Origin of the sequence: Sorangium sp. So ce363 (genome assembly GCF_051520435.1) — a bacterium.
In the GTDB taxonomy this organism is placed as follows: Bacteria; Myxococcota_A; Polyangia; order Polyangiales; family Polyangiaceae; genus Sorangium; species Sorangium cellulosum_B.
On the sequence record NZ_CP150333.1, the window covers coordinates 8283587 to 8303047 of the forward strand.

Here is a 19461-nt window from a genome sequence, read left to right on the forward strand (position 1 = left end):
GCCCCGGGGGAGCGACGACACTCGTCGTCATGCAAGAGCAGAGCATGGCGATCGTGAAGTCGCTCGTGAGCGTGGCGTGGGCGGACGGCGAGTTCCACGAGGCCGAGCGCGAGATGGTGGAGGGGCTGATCGCGGCGTTCGAGGCGAACGAGGACCAGGCGAAGGAGATCCGCGCCTACGCCTCCCAGCGAAGGACCCTGGACGACGTGCCGCTCGGCGAGCTCGGCGGCGACGACCGCCGCGCGCTGCTGCAGCACGCCGTGCTGCTCACGTTCGTCGACGGCGAGCAGCACGACGCGGAGAAGCAGTACATCGCCGCGCTGACCAAGAAGCTCGAGCTCCCCGAGCCGGAGTCCGCGGAGATCATCCAGGCGGCCGAGGCCCGCGCCCGACGCCTCCTGACCTTGCTCTGACGCAGCCTGCGCGGCGCCCGAACGCCGCTGGCCCGGCCGCCGCCGGGACTCCCGATGCGACCTCGGCCGGCCGCCCTCTCCGGCCGGCCGGCCGCGATCCTCCGTGCTCCGGAAGGAAACCGACCCTCCAGGCGAAGTCGCTCCGCCGATACGGCGCGCCGAGCGGTCATCGATCGCCGAGCAGGCTGCCCGCGCGCGAGGTGTCTCAGACAGCGTCGCGCGGCGCAATGCGGGCATCGTCAAAGGCGCAAAGGCGCGTCACACGCCGCGCTTCCCCCACCCACCGCACCATCTCCACACCTTCACCTCCAGGCGGCATTTCCAGCGAGGAAAGGCCTTGGCGGGATAGCGACAGCAGAATCTCTTGACAGCGTGGACGGCATGCAAGATTATATCCAATAAAGATAACGACTTTCATTTTCATGTTCATGAAGGGATTGCCGACCATGCCTGTGAAGAGAACCTGGTTGTCCGCGCAGCGGACCGTGCTCGCGACGTTCGGACTTTCCTGGTGCGTGCTGCTCGGCGGAGTGGCTGCGTGCGGAGACGACTCCGACGACTCAGCGAACTCCGGGGGCGGCGGCGCTGGCGGCGCTCCCTCGACGAGCAGCAGCGGCGGCGGCGGCGCCGGCGAGGGCGGCGGCACCGGCGGCAGCGGCACGGGCGGCAGCGACACAGGCGGCGGCGGCGCTGGCGAGGGCGGCGGTACCGGCGGCAGCGACACCGGCGAGGAGCCTTGGTCGACCGGATTCGCAGGGGTCGTGGCGCTCGACGAAGCCACGGACGACCGCTTCTGGGCCGTCGCGTTCGACGCCGAGTCCAGAGCTTACGCTGCTGGGCACGTGGCCGTGGCGGGCGACACGTACATGGCGGTGGCGCGCTTCAAGACCGATGGCTCGTTCGACCCGACCTTCGGCACGAACGGGGTCGCGAGGGTCAACGTGGTCGCAGGCAAGACAACGGAGACCGCGCGCGGCATCGTCCTGCAGTCGGACGGGAAGATCGTGCTCGCCGGCCAGGTCGAGCACGACCCGAGCGCCACGCCGTCGGACGCGGATCTCGCGGTCGTGCGGTTCAACAGCAACGGCACGCTGGATACGACCTTCGGCACCGAGGGCATCGCCATCCACGATCTCGGCGCCGGCGAGGGCAACACGGGCGATCTGCTCTGGGGCGTCGACCGCGACGCGAGCGATCGGCTGGTCCTCTTCGCCAGCAGGAAGGCGGCGGCTCGCGCCGATCGGGATCGCGCGATCGTGCGGCTCACCGCGAACGGCGCCCTGGACACCACGTTCGCGACGGAGGGCGTCCACACGCTCGACGTCGACGGGCTGAACCTGGGCGACAACCCGCGCAACGGGTTCGTGCAGGCCGACGGCAAGATCTTCTCTTCCGGCTACACGAGCGTGGGCGGCAGGAACCAGATCGTGCTGCTGCGGCTGAACCAGGACGGCACCCCGGATACGACCTTCTCGTCGGACGGCGTCGTGAGGCTCGCGCCGTTCCCGCTCGGCATGGCCGAGGCCTACGGCGCGGCTCGCCAGTCGGACGGCAAGTACGTGACCACCGGATACGGGCGCTCCGAGGAGAGCGGGGCCGTGGATCTCGTGTCCTTCCGCGTCACGGCCACGGGCGGATTCGACCCCTCCTGGGGCGTGGGCGGCGGCGTCCTGCTCGACGTGGCCGGCGACAACGACCGCGGTCGCAACCTCCTCGCCCTGCCCGACGATCGCGTCGTGATGGTCGGGAGCGCCACCCCCGCGACGGGCAACGTCGACGGGATGATCGCCCTGTTCGACAAGAACGGCGCGCTCGACACGCGCTTCGATCCGAACGGATACCGGCGCTACAGCTTCGATCGCCCCGACGACTCGCTCTACGGCGTCGCGCTGTCGCCGAACGGCGCATGGCTCGTGGCCGCCGGGTACCGGTCCGACAGCGACGGTCCCGAGGACGACGACGCGACGCTGGTCCTGCTGCCGGTCCCGGCGCAGAGGGACTGACGCTCACACGACCGACGCGCGCCGGGAGGCGCCCCCCGCCGCGCCGCGCTGACAGGCGGGGGAGCGCTCCCTCCGTGTTGACGGGCAGGGTACGACGGACGATTCTCGCGCGAAACGAGCTCGGGGCCGCCGCGACGCCGGCGGGCCCCGGGCGAGCGCCCGTATCTCGGAGAGGCAGCATGAACAGCGTGAGGCCGACAATGAACCGCGCCCGGAGCGAGAGGGCGGGCCGCCGCCTCTCGACAGCGCTCCTGCTGTCGCTCGTCGGCGTCGCCGCGGCCGCCGGGTGCCGCAAGCCGCCCCCGGACGAGGTGGTCTATACGGGCCAGGGCGCGGGGCCCGGCGTCGCGCAGCCGCCAGGCAGCGGCGGGTCCGCACCCGTGCCGTCGACCGGGAGCGGCGCCACGAGCACCACGGCGGCCTCCTCCACGATCGCCACGACCGCTGGCGCGGGGGGCGCAGGGGGCGCGGGGGGCGGCGAGCCGGCCCCCGGCGACGTGTGCCCCCCGGTCCCCGTCGCGGAAGGCCCCTTCAGCAAGGCCAAGCTGATCACCGCAGCGGCGGACTGCGCGCTGAACCGCGCCTGCGAGTTCGAGGCGCAGGCGCGCGCGCTGCACGAGAGCGCCGCGGCCCTCGCCCGCGGCCCGGGCGAGCCGAGCGCCGCCGCCGCGCGCGGCGCCTGGCTCGCCGCCATGGCGGTCTGGCAGGAGGTGGAGCTCTTCCGCTTCGGCCCCGCGGCGAGCTCCACGCAGCCCGGAGGACAGGACCTCCGGGATCAGATCTACTCCTGGCCCCTCGTGAGCCGGTGCAAGATCGAGGAGCAGATCGTGAGCCGCGCCTATGCGCAGCCGAGCTTCTCCTCGTCGCTCATCAACGGGCGCGGCCTCGCGGCGCTCGAGTACCTCGTCTTCTACGGCGGCGGCGACAACGCCTGCTCGCAGTACTCGCCCATCAACGCGAACCGCACCTGGGCGGCGCTCGGCGCGGGAGAGCTCGCGCAGCGCAAGGCCGATTACGCCGCCGCGGCGGCCGCGGACGTGCTCGCCCAGGCGGGCGCGCTCGCGCGCGCATGGGCGCCCGAGGCGGGGAGCTTCCGGGAGAAGCTCATCCAGGCCGGCCAAGGGAGCCCCGTCTTCGCGACCGAGCAGGACGCGCTCAACGCGGTGAGCGACGCGATGTTCTATGTCGAGAAGGAGCTGAAGGACTGGAAGCTCGGGCGCCCGCTCGGCTTCACCGAGGACTGCGTCACGCCCACCTGCCCGGAGGCGCTCGAGTCCCGCTTCGCCCTCGCCTCGGCGGCGCACATCCGGGCCAACCTGCGCGGCTTCCGGCGCCTGTTCCAGGGCTGCGGCGAGGGCGGCGAGGGCGTCGGGTTCGACGACTGGCTGCGCGCGGTCGACTCGGCCGATCTCGCCGATCGCATGCTGCAGGCGCTGTCGGGAGCCCAGTCGGCCGTGGACGCGCTCGACCTGCCGCTGGAGCAGGCGCTCTCGACCGACCGGGCGAAGGTCGAGTCGGTCTACACCGCCGTGAAGGCCCTGACGGACCTGCTCAAGACGGAGTTCGTCAGCGCGCTGAACCTCGAGCTGCCCCAGTCGTCGGAAGGTGACAACGACTGAGCCCTCTGGCCGCGCGGGCCCCCTGGGGCTCGCGGCGGCGTGGTCGCGCGCGGCCGCGGCGCTGCATCGAGCGCTGTTTCGCCCGATCGACATCGCCTGGCTCGCGGCGTTCCGCGCCCTGTTCGGGCTCACGATGTGCGTGAGCATGGCGCGCTTCATCGCGTATGGCTGGATCGACGAGTTCTTCGTCAGGCCCAGCTTTCACTTCAAGTACTGGGGCCTCGCGTGGGTCGAGCCGCTCTCGCCGGCCGGGATGCACGCCCTGTTCTGGGCGCTCGCGGCGCTCGCCCTGGCGCTCGCCCTCGGCTTCATGTTCCGCGTCGCGGCGCCCCTGTTCGTCGCCGGCTTCACCTACCTGCAGGTCATCGACGTCACGACGTACCTCAACCACTACTACCTGGCGAGCCTGCTGGGCCTGTTGCTCGCGGCGTCGCCGGCGCACCGCGCCTGGTCCATCGACGCGCTGCTCTCGCGGCGCAGCGAGCGCTCCGTCTCCGCTGCGTGGCTCTACCTGCTGCGCTTCCAGGTCGGCATCGTGTACACGTTCGCGGGGCTCGCGAAGGCCCACGCCGACTGGCTCCTGCACGCGCAGCCGCTCCGCATCTGGCTCGGCTCGCGCACGGACATGCCGGTCCTCGGCCCGCTCTTCACGCACCCGTGGGCCGCGCCGCTCATGAGCTGGGCGGGCTTCCTGTTCGACACCAGCGTCGTCTGGTTTCTCCTCTGCCGGAGGCTCCGCCCCTTCGCGTACGCCGCGGTGATCCTGTTCCACGTCGTCACGCGCTCGCTGTTTCCGATCGGGATGTTCCCGGTGATCATGGTCCTCTCCGCGCTCGTGTTCTTCCCCCCGGAGTGGCCCCGGCGGCTCCTCTCCCGGCTCCGAGCGCGCGCGCTCCCCGCCCACGGTGGCGCCGGCGCGCCGCACGCGCCGCAAGCGCCGCAAGCGCCCACAGACGACCCCGCCCTCCTCCCGGCGGCGCCGCCCTCGCGATCGCTGCGCGCCCTCGGGCTCGCGCTGGGCGCCGCGTACTGCGCGGTTCAGCTCGCGATGCCGCTCCGCTTCCTGGCGTACGGCGGCAACGTGCGCTGGCACGAGCAGGGGATGCGCTTCTCCTGGCGCGTGATGGTGCGCGAGAAGAACGGGAGCGTCACCTTCATCGTCCGCAGCAGGCAGACCGGCCGGACATGGCATGTGAGCCCGCGGGAGTACCTGACGCGCCTGCAGGAGCGCGAGATGGCGGGCCAGCCCGATCTCATCCTGCAGCTCTCCCATCACATCGGCGAGGACTTCGAGCGCCGCGGCCGCGGGCCGGTGGAGGTGCGCGCCGACGCCCTCGTCTCGCTCAACGGCCGCCGCATCGCGCGCCTCATCGATCCCGGCGTCGATCTCGCCGCGGTCCGCGACGGCCTCGGCCCGGCGCCCTACATCCTTCCAGCTCCAGAGGGGCCTCCCCCCCACATCCGCCCGCTCTGATCGACGCGCGCGTCCACGTCGGGCGCCCCGCTCTACAGCGCTTTCCGCCCGCCTCTCCTACATGCAGCGCAGAGCGGCGGTCACCCGCACAGGAGACGGGCCCAGATCGGCGTTTTCGGCGCGCAAGCGCACTCGAGTGCGCTGAGCACCGAAAACGTCGAGGTGGGCCCGTATCCGAAGCGGGTGACCGCCGCTCTAGAAGGATGCCTTGGCGCCGACCTGGATCCAGCGCGGCGCGTTCGGCCGGGCGCCGAAGGGCCGGCGCGACACGATGTACTGGGAGCCGAGGATGTTCCGCGCGTTCGCGTAGAGCACGAGCGGCCCGACGACACGCACCTTGGCGCTCGCGTCGAAGAGGAGCTGCTCGTCGGTGGCGAGCGCCCGGGATATGGGCTCGCTGCCGGCCTTCTCCCGCATGGCGGACATGTAGGTGGCGCCCACGGCGACGCCGGCGCGCTCGTGCTCGACCCCGACCGAGAGGCTCGCCTGGTGCCGCGGGACATAGGGCATCTCGTCTCCCTCCACGACGCGGCCGAAGATGGGGTCGTCCGAGGCGAAGCTCGAGAGGAACTCGGTGCGGGTGAGCGTGTAGGCCCCGGTGATCGGCAGCTTGAGCTGGCCGAGCGGGACCTCGTGCTCCGCATACGCCTCGATTCCGTAGATCCGGGCCTCGCCCGCGTCGTACTGGCGATCGAGATCCGCGTCGAGACAGCCGCTGGAGAGCGTGCAGACATCCGTGATGTTCGAGTAATCGTTGAAGTAGCCGATGATCTCCGCGCGCAGCGGCCCGTCGGCGAAGCGAGCGCCGCCCTCGTAGTTCACGCTGAGCTCGGGCTCGACGTGCTCGTCGCTCCCCGGGGCCGGGGGGCTGAATCCTCGGTAGGCCCCGGCCAGGAGGCCGAGCGCCTCGGTGAGCGCAAGGTAGGCGCCGGCGCCGGGCAGGAGCGCCTGCGCGAGCCGCGTTTGCTCGCGCCCCGCCGCGCGATCCACGAGGGCAGAGCGCATGAGCTCGATCCGGACGCCGGGCGTCACCGTGAGCGCTCTCCAGGTGATCGCGTCGCTCGCGTGGAGCGCGACCGCCTCGGTCCATGCCTCGTTGAACTGGGTCACGACGGTCGGTCCGCCGTCCGGCACGAGCGCGCCGCCGAGCACGAGAAACCCGTTCTCGCTGTGGCGGCGCTCGACCCGATCGTGGTGCAGGCGCAGGCCGTACTCGACGCGGTGCGAGACGGGCCCCGTGGCGACGTTCCAGCGGACGCGGGTCTCCACGCCTTGCGACACGAAGTCGCGCTCGTTGGGGCCGATGAGCAGCGCCTCGCCCGGCGTCGAGCTGTCGAGCTGCCCGGTCAGCACGGCGTAGTACACCGCGTTCTGCGGCGTGTCCGGGGCGGCGAGCACGTCGAACAGGTTGGCCCCGCGGAAGCCGTTCACCTTGCGCCACACGCGCGAGAAGTCGTTCCGGTACACGGTCGTCGTCACCGACAGATCGCGCGACGGCTCGATCACGTGGGTCACGGCGACCGCGGTGCGGTGGTTGCGCATGCGGTCGAGCGCGGTCACCCCGTAACGGCGGAGCGGGTCCTCCTCGAAGTCCCCGTCCGTGATGCCGAGGTACGTCTCGTTGGAGAGCTCTTCCGAGTAGGTGAGCTTGAGGCGGAGCTCGTTCTTGATGCGGGCGGCCGGGTCGACGAGGTAACTGCCCTTGACCATCACCTCGTTGCGGTAAAACCCTGTGTCCGCGCCGCTCGGGAGCTCCTTGAAGCCGTCGCTCCGCAGGTGCACGCCCTCGACGAGGAAGTCCATCTGACCGTCGCTCGTCCCGACATAGGCGTGCGCCTTGCCGTAGCCGTACTGGCCCAGCGCGAGATCGAGCGCGCCCGACGCGAGCGACGGGGCGGAGCGGGTGACGAGATCCACGGTGCCACCCACGGTCTGCGGGCCATAGGCGATGGCCCCTGGCCCCTTGATCACGCGCAGGTTCGACATGCGGGTGATGAGCGGGAAGTAATAAGCGGCTGGCGCGGAGTACGGCGCAGGAGAGATGGGGACGCCATCCTCCATGAGCGTCACCTTCTTGCTGCGATCGGGGTTGACGCCGCGAACACCGATGTTCGGCCGCAGGCCCAGCCCGTCTTCGCCCCTCACGTACACGCCGGGAACGCTGACCAGCACGGCGTGGGGATCGTCGTGCTCGAAGCGCTCGAGCTGGCGGCTCTTGATCACATGAGCCGAGCCCGCGGTCCGCGTCACGCGCGTGCCCGCGACCGTCACCTCCACCGGCGCGTCGCCGGCAGGCGCCGCCGGCGCCGGTGCAGCGCCTTCATGATTCACCGCCGGCGCATCGCCGGAGGGTGCCGCCGGCGCAGCGCTGGGAGCCGCCGCCGGCGCTGGCGCAGCAGCATCCTGGTCCCCCGCCGGCGCATCGCCGGGAGGTGCCGCCGGCGCATCGCCGGGAAGTGCCGCCGGCGCATCGCCGGGAGGTGCCGCCGGCGCCGGTGCAGGTGCGTCCCGGCCCGCCGCCGGCGCTCCCGTGCCCGGAGGCGCTCCCGGCATCGCTGGATCCCCCGGGGCCTCCGCGCTCGGTTCAGGAGACTGCGCATGAGCGACCCCGGCCACGGTGATCAGAAGCACGGGAACAGCGAGCCCGAGACGGGCCCGGAAGGGACGGGTCTGCGTTGACATGTAATATGTATTACTAATCCACCGAATCACACCGCATCGCGAGCTCGGTGGGCTCGCGGCGTGTCGAACTCGCGGTCATCAGGGGCCTACTACAAATGAAAGTCAACATCGAGTAGCCCTTGAACAGCGCAGGCCGACGTGCGCTCACGCCAGACGGCAGCGCAGACGACAAGGAGCGTGCACCGCCGTCCGCGCAGCCACAGAAGGCCTCCGCCGGTCCGAGAGAGGCCGCCTCGTTCTCAGGCGCAGGAGCGCGTTCGGCATGGAATCAGGCGCAGGAGCGCGTTCGGAATGGGAATGGAAGAGGACGGGCTTCTCGACGACGCGCCTCCGATGGGCTGCCCCGCAGGGCCGAAGCTTCCACGCGATGTTGCCGCGCCGTCGCAACCACGTCGCCCCTTCAGCGCATCTTCCCGCCGCTCGGACCGCCCCGGAGCGTTCGTCGTCGAGGAGTGCTCATGAATTACGACATCGGCATGATCTGCCCAGCCTGCGGCTGCGTCACCATCTTCCAGGCCGGCACCACCACCCCGCGGCGATGCGCGCGCTGCCACGACATGGACGCGGAACCTCCGCTCCCGCCGCCAGCGTACGAGCGGCCGACATTCCCCGGCGGGCGCAGCCGGAGGCCCGAGGCCGCGCAGCTCGACTGGATGGAATGATCATACCGGCGCGCCGAGCTGCCGAAGGAGCTCCCGCACCACCCCGCAAGCGCAGTGCTCCCGGTAGGCGCGCGTCGAGCGCACGTCGTCGATGGGCGAGATGTCCTGCGCGACCGCCGCGTCGATCTCCGCCGCGGTGAGCTCGGCGAGCGGACGGGACATGCTGAGCGCGCGCACGCTCGGCAGGAGCGCCGTCGTCGGCGCGACCGACGCCATCCCCAGCCCGAGCCGCGCGGCGCGCCCGGATCGCACCTCGGCCACGCCCGCGAGCGCGACCTTCGAGATCGCCTGCGCCCGTCGCGCGCCGATCTTGCGCCAGTACCAGGGCGACCCGGGCGCCGGCAACGCGATCTCCACGGCGACGATCACCTCGTCCGGCGCGCGCGACGTGCGCTTGTAGCCTGTCTGCAGGGCGCTCATCGGGATGCGCCGCTCCCCGCGGACGCTCTTCACCACGACGGTCGCGTCGTAGGCGGCGAGCGCGGCGACGCCATCGGCGGCCGGCGACGCCGTGGCCAGGTTGCCGCCGAGCGTGCCGCGCGCCTGGATCTGCACCGCGCCCACGTCGCGGCTCATCCGCGCGAGGAGCGGCGCCCGCGCGGCGATGGCGTCGCTCCGGAGCATCTCCAGGTACGTCGTCGCGGCGCCGACCCGGAGCGTGTCGCCGGAGAGCGAGATGCCTCGCAGCTCCGAGAGCCGGGACACGTCGACGACGAGCGGCGCCGCCGGGCTCCCTGCCGCGACATCGAGCGGAGGCCTGAGCTCCTGCTCGACGACCCAGTCGGTGCCGCCGGCCAGGAGCGTGACCGGCGCGCCGAGCGCGGCCCGCTCCGCCACGATCTCGCACAGCGGACCGAGCCCGGCGACGTGCCGCATCTCGAACAGGCGCAGATCGGCGAGGCTCACGGCGCCGCCCCTCCCCCGCCGCGGCGCAGCGCGGCGGCTGCGCGGACGCTCTCGACGATCCGCTGGTACCCGGTGCAGCGGCACAGGTTGCCAGCGAGCGCCTCGCGCACCTCGAGCTCCGACGGATCCGGGCTCCGCGCGAGCAGCGCCTCCGCCGAGAGCAGCATGCCCGGCGTGCAGATCCCGCACTGCGCGCCCCCCTCCTCGACGAAGCAGCGCTGCAGCGGCGACAGATGTCCGGCGCATGCGAGGCCCTCGACCGTCGTCACGTGCCGCCCCTCGCACTGCCCGATCGCGACGAGGCAAGCGTTCACGGGGTCGCCGTCGAGCAGCACCGTGCACGCGCCGCACTCGCCCTCCGCGCACCCCTCCTTCGTGCCCGTGAGCCCGAGCGGGCCCCTGAGCGCGTCGAGCAGCCGCGAGAGCGGCGGCAGATCGACCTCGCGCGGCGAGCCGTTGACGACGAGCGATACCTTCATAGACGCTCCCCTCCCCCCGCCGAAGGGCGGGGCGCCGCGGCGCCCCGCGCCGCCTCGAGCAGGCGCTCCGGCGTGAGCGGCAGCGCGCACGCGGCGATCCCCGTCGCGTGCTCGACCGCCGCGGCCACGGCGGGCGCGCCGCCATCCATCGGCATCTCGCCGATGCCCTTGGCCCCGCCGCCCGGGCCGAACGGGAACGGCTCCTCGACCAGCACGACATGGAACGGCGGCGCGTCGAGCGACGTCGGGATGATGTAGTTGGTCATCCGCGGGTTCTTGATCTTGCCGCCCTGCCAGACGATCTCCTCGGAGAGCGCCCAGCCGATCGCCTGGAGGCTGCCGCCCTCGATCTGCCCCTTGCACATCACCGGGTGGATCGCCTTGCCCACGTCGGTGGCCGACCAGAAGTCGACGACCGTCACCTCGAAGGTGTCGAGGTCCACCTCGACCTCGACCACGTCGCACGCCCAGCCGAAGCACGGGTACGCGTCTCCCTTGTACGCCTCGTCGTCCCAGCGCACATAGCTCGGCGGCTCATACTGCTTGAGCGACGTCACCTGGCCCTCGCGCGCCAGCAGCCGGTCGGCCGCCTCCTCGAAGCTCAGCGCCGGAGGCCCCGCCGCGGCGCCCGCGCCGCCCTCCCCTACGGCGCGCGGCTCCTGCGCCGATGCCTGTTCCGCGCGCACGCGGCTCGCCAGCTCCCGCGCTGCGGCCTCGACGATCGAGCCGACGACCATCACCGTGCGCGACGCCACCGTGGGGCCCGAGTCGGGCACCGTCGTCGTGCACGGCACCGCGAACTCGATCCGATCGAGCGGCAGCCCCGCCGCGTCCGCGGCAATCTGCCGGAACACCGTCTCCGTCCCCTGGCCGATGTCCGTCGACGCCGTGCGGATGCGGAGCCGCCCTCCGGGCGCGAGATCCAGCGCGACCTTTCCCTTGTAGTAGCGCTCTCCCGACCCGGTGAAGCCCGCGCCGTGCATGAACACCGAGAGCCCGATCCCGCGCGCCACGCGCCCGCGGACGACCGGCCCGGCCGCGCGCTTTTGCCGGTAACCGCTCGCCGCGATCGCCCGCGTGATGCACTCCTCGCCCGCGACGCTCACGCGGAGCACCTGCCCCGTCGCGGTCGAGTCGCCGGGGCGAAGCACGTTCTTCGCCTTCAGATCGAGCGGATCGCAGCCGAGCTCCCGCGCGACGCGGTCGAGGTGCCGCTCGATAGCCCAGATCGTCTGCGGCGCGCCGAAGCCGCGGAAGGCGCCGTTCGGCGGCGTGTTCGTGGCCACGGCGGTCGCCTCGATCCACACGTCGTCCCAGCGGTAGGCGCCCGCGGCGTGGAGGGTGCCGCGCGACAGGACCACCTGCGTCAGCGTCGCGTACGCGCCGCCGTCCATGAGGATCCGGACCTTCAGCGCGCGCAGCGCGCCGTCGCGATCGCAGCCGCTCGTGATCTCGCAGGACGCCGGGTGGCGCTTCGTCGTCGCCTCGATGTCCTCCGTCCGGTCGTAGATCATGCGCACCGGGCGGCCGCTCTTCCTCGCGAGCAGCGCCGCGTGGAGCGCGATGATCGACGGGTACTCCTCCTTGCCCCCGAAGCCGCCCCCCGTCACCGACTGGGTGATGTGGATCCGATCGGGAGGGAGCCCGAACGCCCTCAGGAACGCCTTGTGAACGTAGAACGGGCACTGGATCGAGCCCGTCGCGTGCGCGCCGGCCTCGTCCCACCAGGCGATGACCCCCTGCGGCTCGATGTAGAGCTGCTCCTGGTGGTGCGAGGCGTACGTCCCGGTGACGACCACCTCGCAGCGCGCGAGCGCCGCGTCGATCGCGGCCTCGCTCGCCTCGCCGCGCTCCCGCGCGGCGTCGGCGCGCCCGTTCGTGATGAGGTACCGCTTGATGACGTTGTCGGCGCCCCAGATGATCTCCCCGCCATCGAGCGCGGCGCGCGCGTCGAGCACCGGCGGCAGCGGATCGATGTCGAGCGCGACGGCCTGGACCGCCCGCGCGAGCTTCAGCCGGTCCGCGCAGCCGAGCAGGACGATCGGCTCGTAGGCGTGGTTCACCTTTCCGGTCGCGAGGATCGGCTGATCGTCCAGGATCAGCGCAACCACGTTGACCGGGACATCCTCGGCGAGCACGACGGTGACGTCGCTCCAGTCGAACGCGGGGTCGAGCCGCACTCCCCGCAGGATCCCGCGGGGCACGGGGCTCCGCACGGTGCGCCCGAAGATCTCCCCCGGCATCGCCGGGATGTCGTCGACGTAGCGCGACGCCCCCGTGACCTTGGGAGGGCCGTCCGTACGGGGCACGCTGCTCCCCACGGTGCTCGCTGACGCTGGAGGGCTCGTCGCCATTCGTATGCTCCTCCTCACCGACGATAGCCCGGTCCCCCGGGACGCGTCGACCCGCGCGCGCCGCGCGGCGTGACCCGCGCAGGGGGACGATCGCCGGCCGCCTTCAGGCGAGAAAGCGCGGCGGGCCCCCGAGCACGCGGATCACGTCGACCGGCACATTCAGGTCGTGCAGCACCCCTGGATCGTCCACCTCCTCGTCGACGCACCTGTCGCCGAGCGCCCTCAGGTGATCCCGGAGCGGCGGTGGATCGGCCTCCAGGTAGCGCTGGAGCGCCTCGGTGCGCAGCACCACCGGGTGCCCGCCGCGGCCGAGGTGCCGCGGCCGCACCGCGAGCGGCGGCGTCGTCGAGGAGGCGCCCGCCTCGAGGCGGGCGAGCAGCCGCGCCACCGTCGCGGCGCGCGCGGGGGGCACGTCGACCGGCGTCACGATGACGGCGTCGGCGTCGCCGATGCGCGGCGCGGCGACGGCCAGCGAGCCCGCCGGCCCGAGGTCGTCCGGCGCGGACCACGAGACCAGGTCGATGCCCGGCTGCACATGGGCCAGCAGCGCGTGAAAGACGGAGCTGCGCACCACCACGAGCACCCGCGCGCTCTCGGCCGAGAGGCGAGCCTCCGCGTGCGCGATCGCCAGCGGCCGCTCGGCCCCGCCCTTCGTCGATGACGGCCAGGCCAGGAGCGCCTTCGGCCCCCCGAGCCGCTTGCCCGCGCCCGCGGCGAGCACGATCGTGGTCACTCGATTCATCCAGCCTGCTCCTCTCCGGCGGACGTCGTGCCGGCCGATGACCATCGAGCGCGCTGCCGCCCCGCGCGCCACGCGACGAGCTCCGCGGCCAGAGCGACGCCGATCTCGGCCGGCGTGCGCGCCCCGATGTCGAGGCCGACCGGCATCCTGACCCGCGCGACGTCGCCCTCCGGCACCCCTTTCGCCTCGAGCCGCGCGCGCGTTCGCGCGGCCTTCGCGCGGCTCCCGACGCCGCCCACGTACCCGAAGCCGCGCGCGAGCGCCCACGCGAGCGCCTCCTGATCGAGGGCGTGGTCGTGCGTCATCACGAGCGCCGCCGCCTCGCCGAGCTCCCTCGGCAGGCCCGTCAGCACCTCCGGGTCGTCGTGCTCGGCGAGCACGAGCCGCACCTGCTCCCCCGGCGCCGGCGCGAGATCCCGCGGCGCATCGTCGTACGCCGACGGCGCGCGGGCGAGCGGCGCCGCCGCCGGCACGCGGGCGGGGTCGGCGGCGGCGGCGCGCGTGTCGCAGAGGGTCACGCGGAAGCCCAGCGACGCGAGGAGCGGCGCGGCGAACGCGCCCACGTGCCCGGCGCCGATCACGAGGACGTGCACAGCGGGCAGCATCGGCTCGATGAGCACCTCGACCGAGCCTCCGCAGCACATGCCCAGCGTCGGGCCCAGGCGGAACGTCTCGAGCTTCGGCGCGCTGGCGAGCTCGTCGAGCGCGCGCCCCATGATGCCGAGCGCCGCCCGCTCGACGGCGCCGCCGCCGATCGTGCCGATCGCGGTGAGATCGTCGAAGAGGCAGAGCTTCTGCCCCGGCGTCGACGGCGCCGAGCCGTGCCGCGCCACCACCGAGGCGAGCACCACCCGCCGCCCCGCCTCGAGCGCGTCCAGGGCCGCCCGAAGCACGTCGTGCGGGAACGCCGTCCTCGGGATGACCTGGCTCAGATCCGGCATGATTGAGACTCTAGCGACCCGGCGACCGAAAACGAGAGCGCCGAGAGCCCCGGCGCCGAAAGAGCTTGCTGGAACGCCGCGCTTGTCGCGAAAGTCGAGCGCGCTCGGAGAGCGGCGCAGGCGTCCCCCGAGATCCCGGCCCGCTGTGACCGCCGGGATCCACATAAATACGCGGAGTTACAAGCCACGATGACCCCCCCCGCCACGCTCGACCCCGACCTCCAGCGCGCCCTCTCCGATCCGGGCTTCACGCCGGGCCGCCGCCACTTCGCCGCCCTGATGGATCTGCTCGAGACGGCCGATGAGCCCGCCGAGCTGGCGGAGCGGGCGCTGCGGCGCGCTGGCGCTGCGGCGCTGCCCGCCGCGCTCGAGCGCGCGGCCGGCGCGCCGCCGGCGCTACGCGCGCCGCTCACCCGGCTCGTCGGCAAGCTGATGGCCGCGGGGCCGATCGATCCCGAGGTCTCGGAGCGGGCGCGCGACTACCTGCTCGCCTGCCTCGGCGACGACGATCGCCGCACGCGCCGCATGGCGGCGGTGGCGCTCGGCAAGCCGCCCGCGGCGGACGCCGGGCGAGCGCTCGTCGAGCAGGCGCTCGCCGAGGCGGCGCGCAGCGAGCGCTCGCCCGACGTTCGCCGCGCGCTGATCGACGCGCTCGGCAAGGTGGGCGGCGGCGCCGCGCTCGAGGCGCTGGCCGAGCTCGACGGCGACGACATCGCCGGCGTGCGCGCGCGCGCCGAGCTCCTGGCCAGGAGGACCCTCACGCGCGGCGAGCCGTCCGAGATCGCCGGCGATCGCGCGCCGGAGCGCCCCCTCCGGGTGGCGGTGCGCTGCCGGCGCGGGCTCGAGGCGATCCTCGCCGAGGAGCTCGCGGCGCTCGACGCGGACTCTCCCGGCGGGGCGCTCGTCCCCGAGCTCCGGAGCGATCCGTGCGGCGGCGCGCGGGTCGAGGCGGTGCTGAGCGGCCGCCTCGACGTCCTGTTCGGGGCGCGCACGATGCTGTCGTTCGCGTTCCCGCTGCCGCTGCGGAAGCTCGACCAGGGCGCCGACCTCGCCGCGGCGGTCGCGGAGCGGCTGCTCTCGCGGGAGGCGCGCGAGATCCTGCGCCGCTTCACCCAGGGCGCGATCCGCTACCGCATCGACTGGGCCGGCGGCGGCAAGCGCCGGGCAGCGGTGTTCCGCGCCGCGGCGGCCGTGGAGGCGGAGGCCCCGGAGCTCGTGAACGATCCGACCCAGAGCACGTGGGACGTGGTCGTCTACGAGGGCGCGGGCCGGGTGCGGGTCGAGCTCGCGCCGCGCCTGCCCGACCCACGGTTCGCGTATCGCCGGGGCGACGTGCCCGCGGCGTCGCACCCGACGATCGCGGCCGCGCTCGCGCGCATCGCGGGGGCGCGCGGCGACGACGTCGTCTGGGATCCGTTCGTCGGCTCGGGCCTCGAGCTCTGCGAGCGCGCCCTGCTCGGACCGTACCGGCGGCTCGTGGGCTCGGATCGCGATCCTCGGGCCCTGCAGATCGCGCGCGAGAACCTCGACGCCGCGGGCGCGCGGGGCGCGGAGCTCCTCCAGCGCGACGCGGGCGGCGCGCCGCCCCCGGGCGAGGCGCCCACGCTGATCCTGACGAACCCGCCCCTCGGGCGGCGCGTCGAGCGCACGGGAGATCTCGACGCCATGCTCGACCGCTTCGTCGAGGGCGCCGCGCGCGCGCTCGCGCCGGGCGGCAGGATGGTGTGGATCTCGCCGTTCCCCGCGCGGACCGAGGCCGTCGCGCGCCGCTCAGGCCTCCGGCCCGAGACGCTCCTGCGCGTGGACATGGGCGGCTTCGACGCGCAGATCCAGAGCTTCCACAAGGAGGCGCTCCGGCCGCGAGCGAGCCACGATCGACGCGACGGCCAGCGCGGGGACCGGCTCGACCGCCCCCCTGCCGGGCGCGGTGGGCGCGGCCCCCAGCAGGCCGAGCTGCGCGGCGAACAGCATCGCCCCCCCCGCCAGGAGCAGCGCCACCACCACCGCGATGATGATCCCGAGCCGCCCCGAGCGGTCAGGCGGCACGTCGGTGATCAGGCCGAAACCGTCGGCCGTGCCGAGGGGCGACGGCTCCGGCGCGGCTGAGCCCTGCGCTGCGCTCTGAGCGGGCGCCGCGCTCTGCTGCGCGGCGACGGCGCCGTGCGTGGCCGCCGAGGCTTGCTGCGATGGGCTGAGCGCGCCGGCTGCGGCGGAGGTCGGCCCGAGGAGCGCTCCGCCCCCCGCGTCGGCCCTCGTGAACGACGCGGCCGCGGGCGCCCCCGCGGCTCGTTCGAGCGGCGTCGTAGCGGAGCGACCTGTCGCCGCCGCATCGGCGAGCGCCTGGGACGCGCCGAGCGTCGGCGTCGCGTCGACCGGGGGCGGCACGACCGGCGTGGGAGCCTCCCGCGTCCGCGTGGGGACGTCGTCGTCGTCATCGTCGCGGTCGTCGACGACCGTGGGCGCATCGAGCGTGGACTCGTCGAGCATGTCCCCGTCGAGATCGCCGAGGAAAGGTAGCTCGCCGCTCCGGGGCTGAGGTCTCGCGACAGCTTCGGGCTCTGCGTCCGGGCGCTCGCGCCCCGGGAACGCCGGCGCTGGCGCTGCGACCGCGGACGGCTCTCGAGGCCCTCCAGCCGGCGGCGCCGCGCCTGGCGCGGGCCGCCCCGCGTCGGGCGCGCGGTGCGGGGCGGGCGCCGCTCCTCCGGAGCGCGCGGGCGCTGCGGCCGCTGGCCCAGCGGGCCCGCGGAGGTTCAGGGGCGTCGCCTCCCGCGCGGCCATCCTGGGCTCCGAGCCCTCACGGGCGTCGCCGGACGTCTGGGTCACCGGGACCGCCCCCACGCCCGGGACGCGCGCTCGCGCGACCGGAGCGCGCCCTTGCGCGGCCGGAGCCGCGGCGGGCGCCCTGGGGATCGGGGCGGCGCCCTGCCTGGGGGCCGGCGCGCCGGGTTGCGCCGCCGGGGGCCGCGCGCGCTCGGCCGGGAGAGGCGGCGCCGGTTGCCCAGCCGCCGCTGCCGCCGCGCGCTGCGCGATGACCTCGTCGAGCTGGCTCGAGCTGAACGGCGAGACCCGCATCAGCGTGCGCACCTCGTCGTCGTCCTCGTCATTCGTCGCGTCCTCGTCGTCGAGCGGGAGCAGCGTGCGCACCGCGGGATCGGGGTGCCATTCCTCGAGAGCGCGCCGGAACGCGGCGGCGTTCGTCGTCCGCGCGGAGCGATCGCGCTGGAACGCATCGTCGAGGACCCGCTGGAGATCGTCGTCGCCCACGTCGAAGACGGCGAGCGGCGCCGGTGAGGAGCTCGAGATCCGTTGCCGCGTCTCGGCGTCGCTCCCGCCGCCGAAGGCGCTCGCCCCGGTCAGCACCTCGTAGAGCGTCGCCGCGATGGCCCACACGTCGTCGCCGGCCGAGAGCGTCCCGCCCCCGACCCGCTCGGGCGACTGGTACGCGATGCGGCTCGGCGTCTGGCGCAGGTCGGCCAGGATCGCCTTCGAGGTGCGATCGACCGCGGTCGTGAGCACGCACTCCGGCGAGATGGCGCCGTGCGCGACGCCGAGGGCGTGAAGCGCCTCGATCCGCTTCGCAAGACGAATGGCCCAGCCGACGGCGTCGAGCTCGTTCAGCGGGCCATCGCGCAAGATCCGAGTTGCAAGCGTTTCCACTTACGAAGCCAGGGTAGTACCGGTCCGCCGAAGTTTGTACCTGGATCCGCGCGCCGTTCGTCCCCGGGGCGACCGATTCCAGGGTGCGCGCCTCGCCGCGAACGCTCGGAGGCGGCGCCCCTGACGGACGGCGCTGGCGCGCGGATCCGCGGCGCGGGGAGCCGCGCTCGTCATGACCGCTCGCCCCCGGCCGCGTCGGTCGGGACGATGCGGACGCGCCGTACCCGCCGGCCGGCGACATCCATCGCCACGAGCGTGTAGCCCTCGCACTCGACGCGCTCGCCCGCCTCGGGTGGGTGCTCGAGCCGGCCGAGCATGTAGCCGCCGACCGTCTCGACGGTCTTCACCTCGGGCAGCAGCACGATGTGCCCGTCGCGCTCCAGGTCCGTCAGCAGGACGCGGCCGTCGACGTCGACGATGCCGCCGCCGCGGCGGTGGATGGGCGGCACCTCCTCGTCGTTCTCGTCGCGGATCTCGCCGACGATCTCCTCGATGAGGTCCTCCATCGTCACGAGCCCCATGAACTCGCCCGAGGCCGACGTGATGATCGCCACCGGCACCTGGCGCGCCTGCATCTCGAGGCGGAGGCGCTCGACCGAGGTGTTCTCGCGCGCGAAGATCGGCTTGCGGAGCAGCTCGGCGACGCGCGCCGCGCGGCGGCGGTGGCTCAGGACGTCGAACAGGTCGCGCAGGTGCAGGTAGCCGAGCACGTTCTTGCCCTGCTCGTCGAGCACCGGGTACCGGGAGTACCCGGCGTCGGCCACGATCCGCACCGCCTCGTCGATCGTCATGTTCGCGCGCAGGGTCGCCGCGTCGGAGCGGAGCGACATCACGTGCCTCGCCGTGCGCCGGCGCAGATCGAAGATGCGCACGAGCATGCTGCGCAGCGCCGGATCGAGCCCCGCGGGGCTCTTGGTCAAGAGCAGCCGGAGCTCCTCCGACGTGTGCGCGAACTCCTCCTCGCCCACAGGCCGGAGCCCGAAGAGGCGGACGAACCCGTTCGCCATCGAGTTGAGCACCCAGATGACCGGCCACATCAGGACGAAGAACCCGTGCAGCGGCCGCGCCGCCCAGAGCGTAACCTTCTCGGTCCGCTGGATCGCGAGCGACTTCGGCGCGAGCTCTCCGATCACGGTGTGGAGCGACGTGATCAGGATGAACGCGATGCCGACGGAGATGGCGTGCGCGCCGACCCCCGACCAGGCGTCGAGCGGCGCGAGCAACGGCTCGATGAGCTGGGCGATGGCCGGCTCGCCGATCCAGCCGAGCCCGAGGGACGCGAGCGTGATGCCCAGCTGGTTGGCGGACAGGTACGCGTCGAGCCGCTGCGACATCTGCAGCGCGAGCCGGGCCCGCGCGTCCCCCTCGCGCACGAGCTGCTCCAGCCGCGTCGGCCGCATCTTGACGATGGCGAACTCGGACGCGACGAAGAACGCGTTGAGGAGCACCAGGAGCAAGGTGCCCAGGAGGTAGACGAACGTCATGCCGGTCGACGTCCTCCCCCCGGCGCGCCCGCCGCCCCGCGCCTC

The 19461-nt window shown here is 73.5% G+C and carries 14 protein-coding genes; 6 read left to right on the plus strand and 8 right to left on the minus strand.

Annotation, left to right across the window (positions count from 1 at the left end; translation table 11 throughout):
• Window positions 1-29 precede the first annotated feature (29 nt).
• The gene (locus WMF12_RS31050; RefSeq protein ID WP_437740280.1) at window positions 30-413 is read left to right on the plus strand and encodes a TerB family tellurite resistance protein; all 384 of its coding nucleotides are present in this window, start codon (window positions 30-32) and stop codon (window positions 411-413) included.
• Between the two features lie 205 nt (window positions 414-618).
• Here WMF12_RS31050 and WMF12_RS31055 read toward each other — a convergent pair whose 3' ends face one another.
• Window positions 619-861 carry a hypothetical protein gene (locus tag WMF12_RS31055; protein WP_437851203.1) on the minus strand — a complete coding sequence of 81 codons (243 nt, stop codon included), beginning with the start codon at window positions 859-861 and terminating at the stop codon, window positions 619-621.
• Between WMF12_RS31055 and WMF12_RS31060 the strand changes: the two genes are divergently transcribed.
• The 3 genes from WMF12_RS31060 to WMF12_RS31070 all read left to right on the plus strand — a co-directional run bounded on the left by WMF12_RS31060 (window position 860) and on the right by WMF12_RS31070 (window position 5509).
• Window positions 860-2416 carry a delta-60 repeat domain-containing protein gene (locus WMF12_RS31060; RefSeq protein WP_437851205.1) on the plus strand — a complete coding sequence of 519 codons (1557 nt, stop codon included), beginning with the start codon at window positions 860-862 and terminating at the stop codon, window positions 2414-2416. The two genes, WMF12_RS31055 and WMF12_RS31060, sit on opposite strands and share 2 nt — an antisense overlap.
• A gap of 179 nt (window positions 2417-2595) precedes the next feature.
• Entirely contained in the window at window positions 2596-4035 is a 1440-nt protein-coding gene (locus WMF12_RS31065) for an imelysin family protein (protein ID WP_437851207.1), read from the plus strand.
• Complete coding sequence (locus WMF12_RS31070) at window positions 4022-5509, plus strand: HTTM domain-containing protein (protein ID WP_437851209.1); 1488 nt, start codon at window positions 4022-4024, stop codon at window positions 5507-5509. Before WMF12_RS31065 ends, WMF12_RS31070 begins: the two co-directional genes overlap by 14 nt.
• A gap of 195 nt (window positions 5510-5704) precedes the next feature.
• Here the strand turns inward: WMF12_RS31070 and WMF12_RS31075 are convergent, their stop codons facing one another.
• Window positions 5705-7840, minus strand: a complete 2136-nt coding sequence (locus WMF12_RS31075) for a TonB-dependent receptor family protein (protein WP_437851211.1) — start codon at window positions 7838-7840, stop codon at window positions 5705-5707.
• Window positions 7841-8649: 809 nt separating this feature from the next.
• Here WMF12_RS31075 and WMF12_RS31080 point away from each other — a divergent pair.
• On the plus strand, window positions 8650-8853 hold the full coding sequence (locus WMF12_RS31080) for a hypothetical protein (protein ID WP_437740285.1): 204 nt from the start codon (window positions 8650-8652) through the stop codon (window positions 8851-8853).
• On the opposite strand, the gene WMF12_RS31085 is transcribed toward WMF12_RS31080, so the two are convergent.
• The 5 genes from WMF12_RS31085 to WMF12_RS31105 form a co-directional block, all read right to left on the minus strand.
• Window positions 8854-9759: an FAD binding domain-containing protein gene (locus WMF12_RS31085; protein WP_437851213.1), complete on the minus strand. Its 906-nt coding sequence runs from the start codon at window positions 9757-9759 to the stop codon at window positions 8854-8856.
• On the minus strand, window positions 9756-10238 hold the full coding sequence (locus WMF12_RS31090; protein ID WP_012238522.1) for a (2Fe-2S)-binding protein: 483 nt from the start codon (window positions 10236-10238) through the stop codon (window positions 9756-9758). The genes WMF12_RS31085 and WMF12_RS31090 overlap by 4 nt, the downstream gene beginning before the upstream one ends.
• Complete coding sequence (locus WMF12_RS31095; protein WP_437851214.1) at window positions 10235-12592, minus strand: xanthine dehydrogenase family protein molybdopterin-binding subunit; 2358 nt, start codon at window positions 12590-12592, stop codon at window positions 10235-10237. The genes WMF12_RS31090 and WMF12_RS31095 overlap by 4 nt, the downstream gene beginning before the upstream one ends.
• 103 nt (window positions 12593-12695) lie before the next feature.
• Complete coding sequence (locus WMF12_RS31100) at window positions 12696-13334, minus strand: nucleotidyltransferase family protein (RefSeq protein ID WP_437740289.1); 639 nt, start codon at window positions 13332-13334, stop codon at window positions 12696-12698.
• Window positions 13331-14275: an XdhC family protein gene (locus WMF12_RS31105; protein WP_437851216.1), complete on the minus strand. Its 945-nt coding sequence runs from the start codon at window positions 14273-14275 to the stop codon at window positions 13331-13333. Before WMF12_RS31105 ends, WMF12_RS31100 begins: the two co-directional genes overlap by 4 nt.
• Window positions 14276-14464: 189 nt before the next feature.
• On the opposite strand from WMF12_RS31105, the gene WMF12_RS31110 reads away from it, so the two are divergent.
• A complete protein-coding gene (locus WMF12_RS31110) occupies window positions 14465-16381 on the plus strand; it encodes a HEAT repeat domain-containing protein (protein WP_437851218.1) in 1917 nt (638 codons plus the stop codon).
• Between the two features lie 1721 nt (window positions 16382-18102).
• Here WMF12_RS31110 and WMF12_RS31115 read toward each other — a convergent pair.
• Window positions 18103-19416, minus strand: a complete 1314-nt coding sequence (locus WMF12_RS31115; protein ID WP_437851220.1) for a hemolysin family protein — start codon at window positions 19414-19416, stop codon at window positions 18103-18105.
• Window positions 19417-19461: the final 45 nt, after the last annotated feature.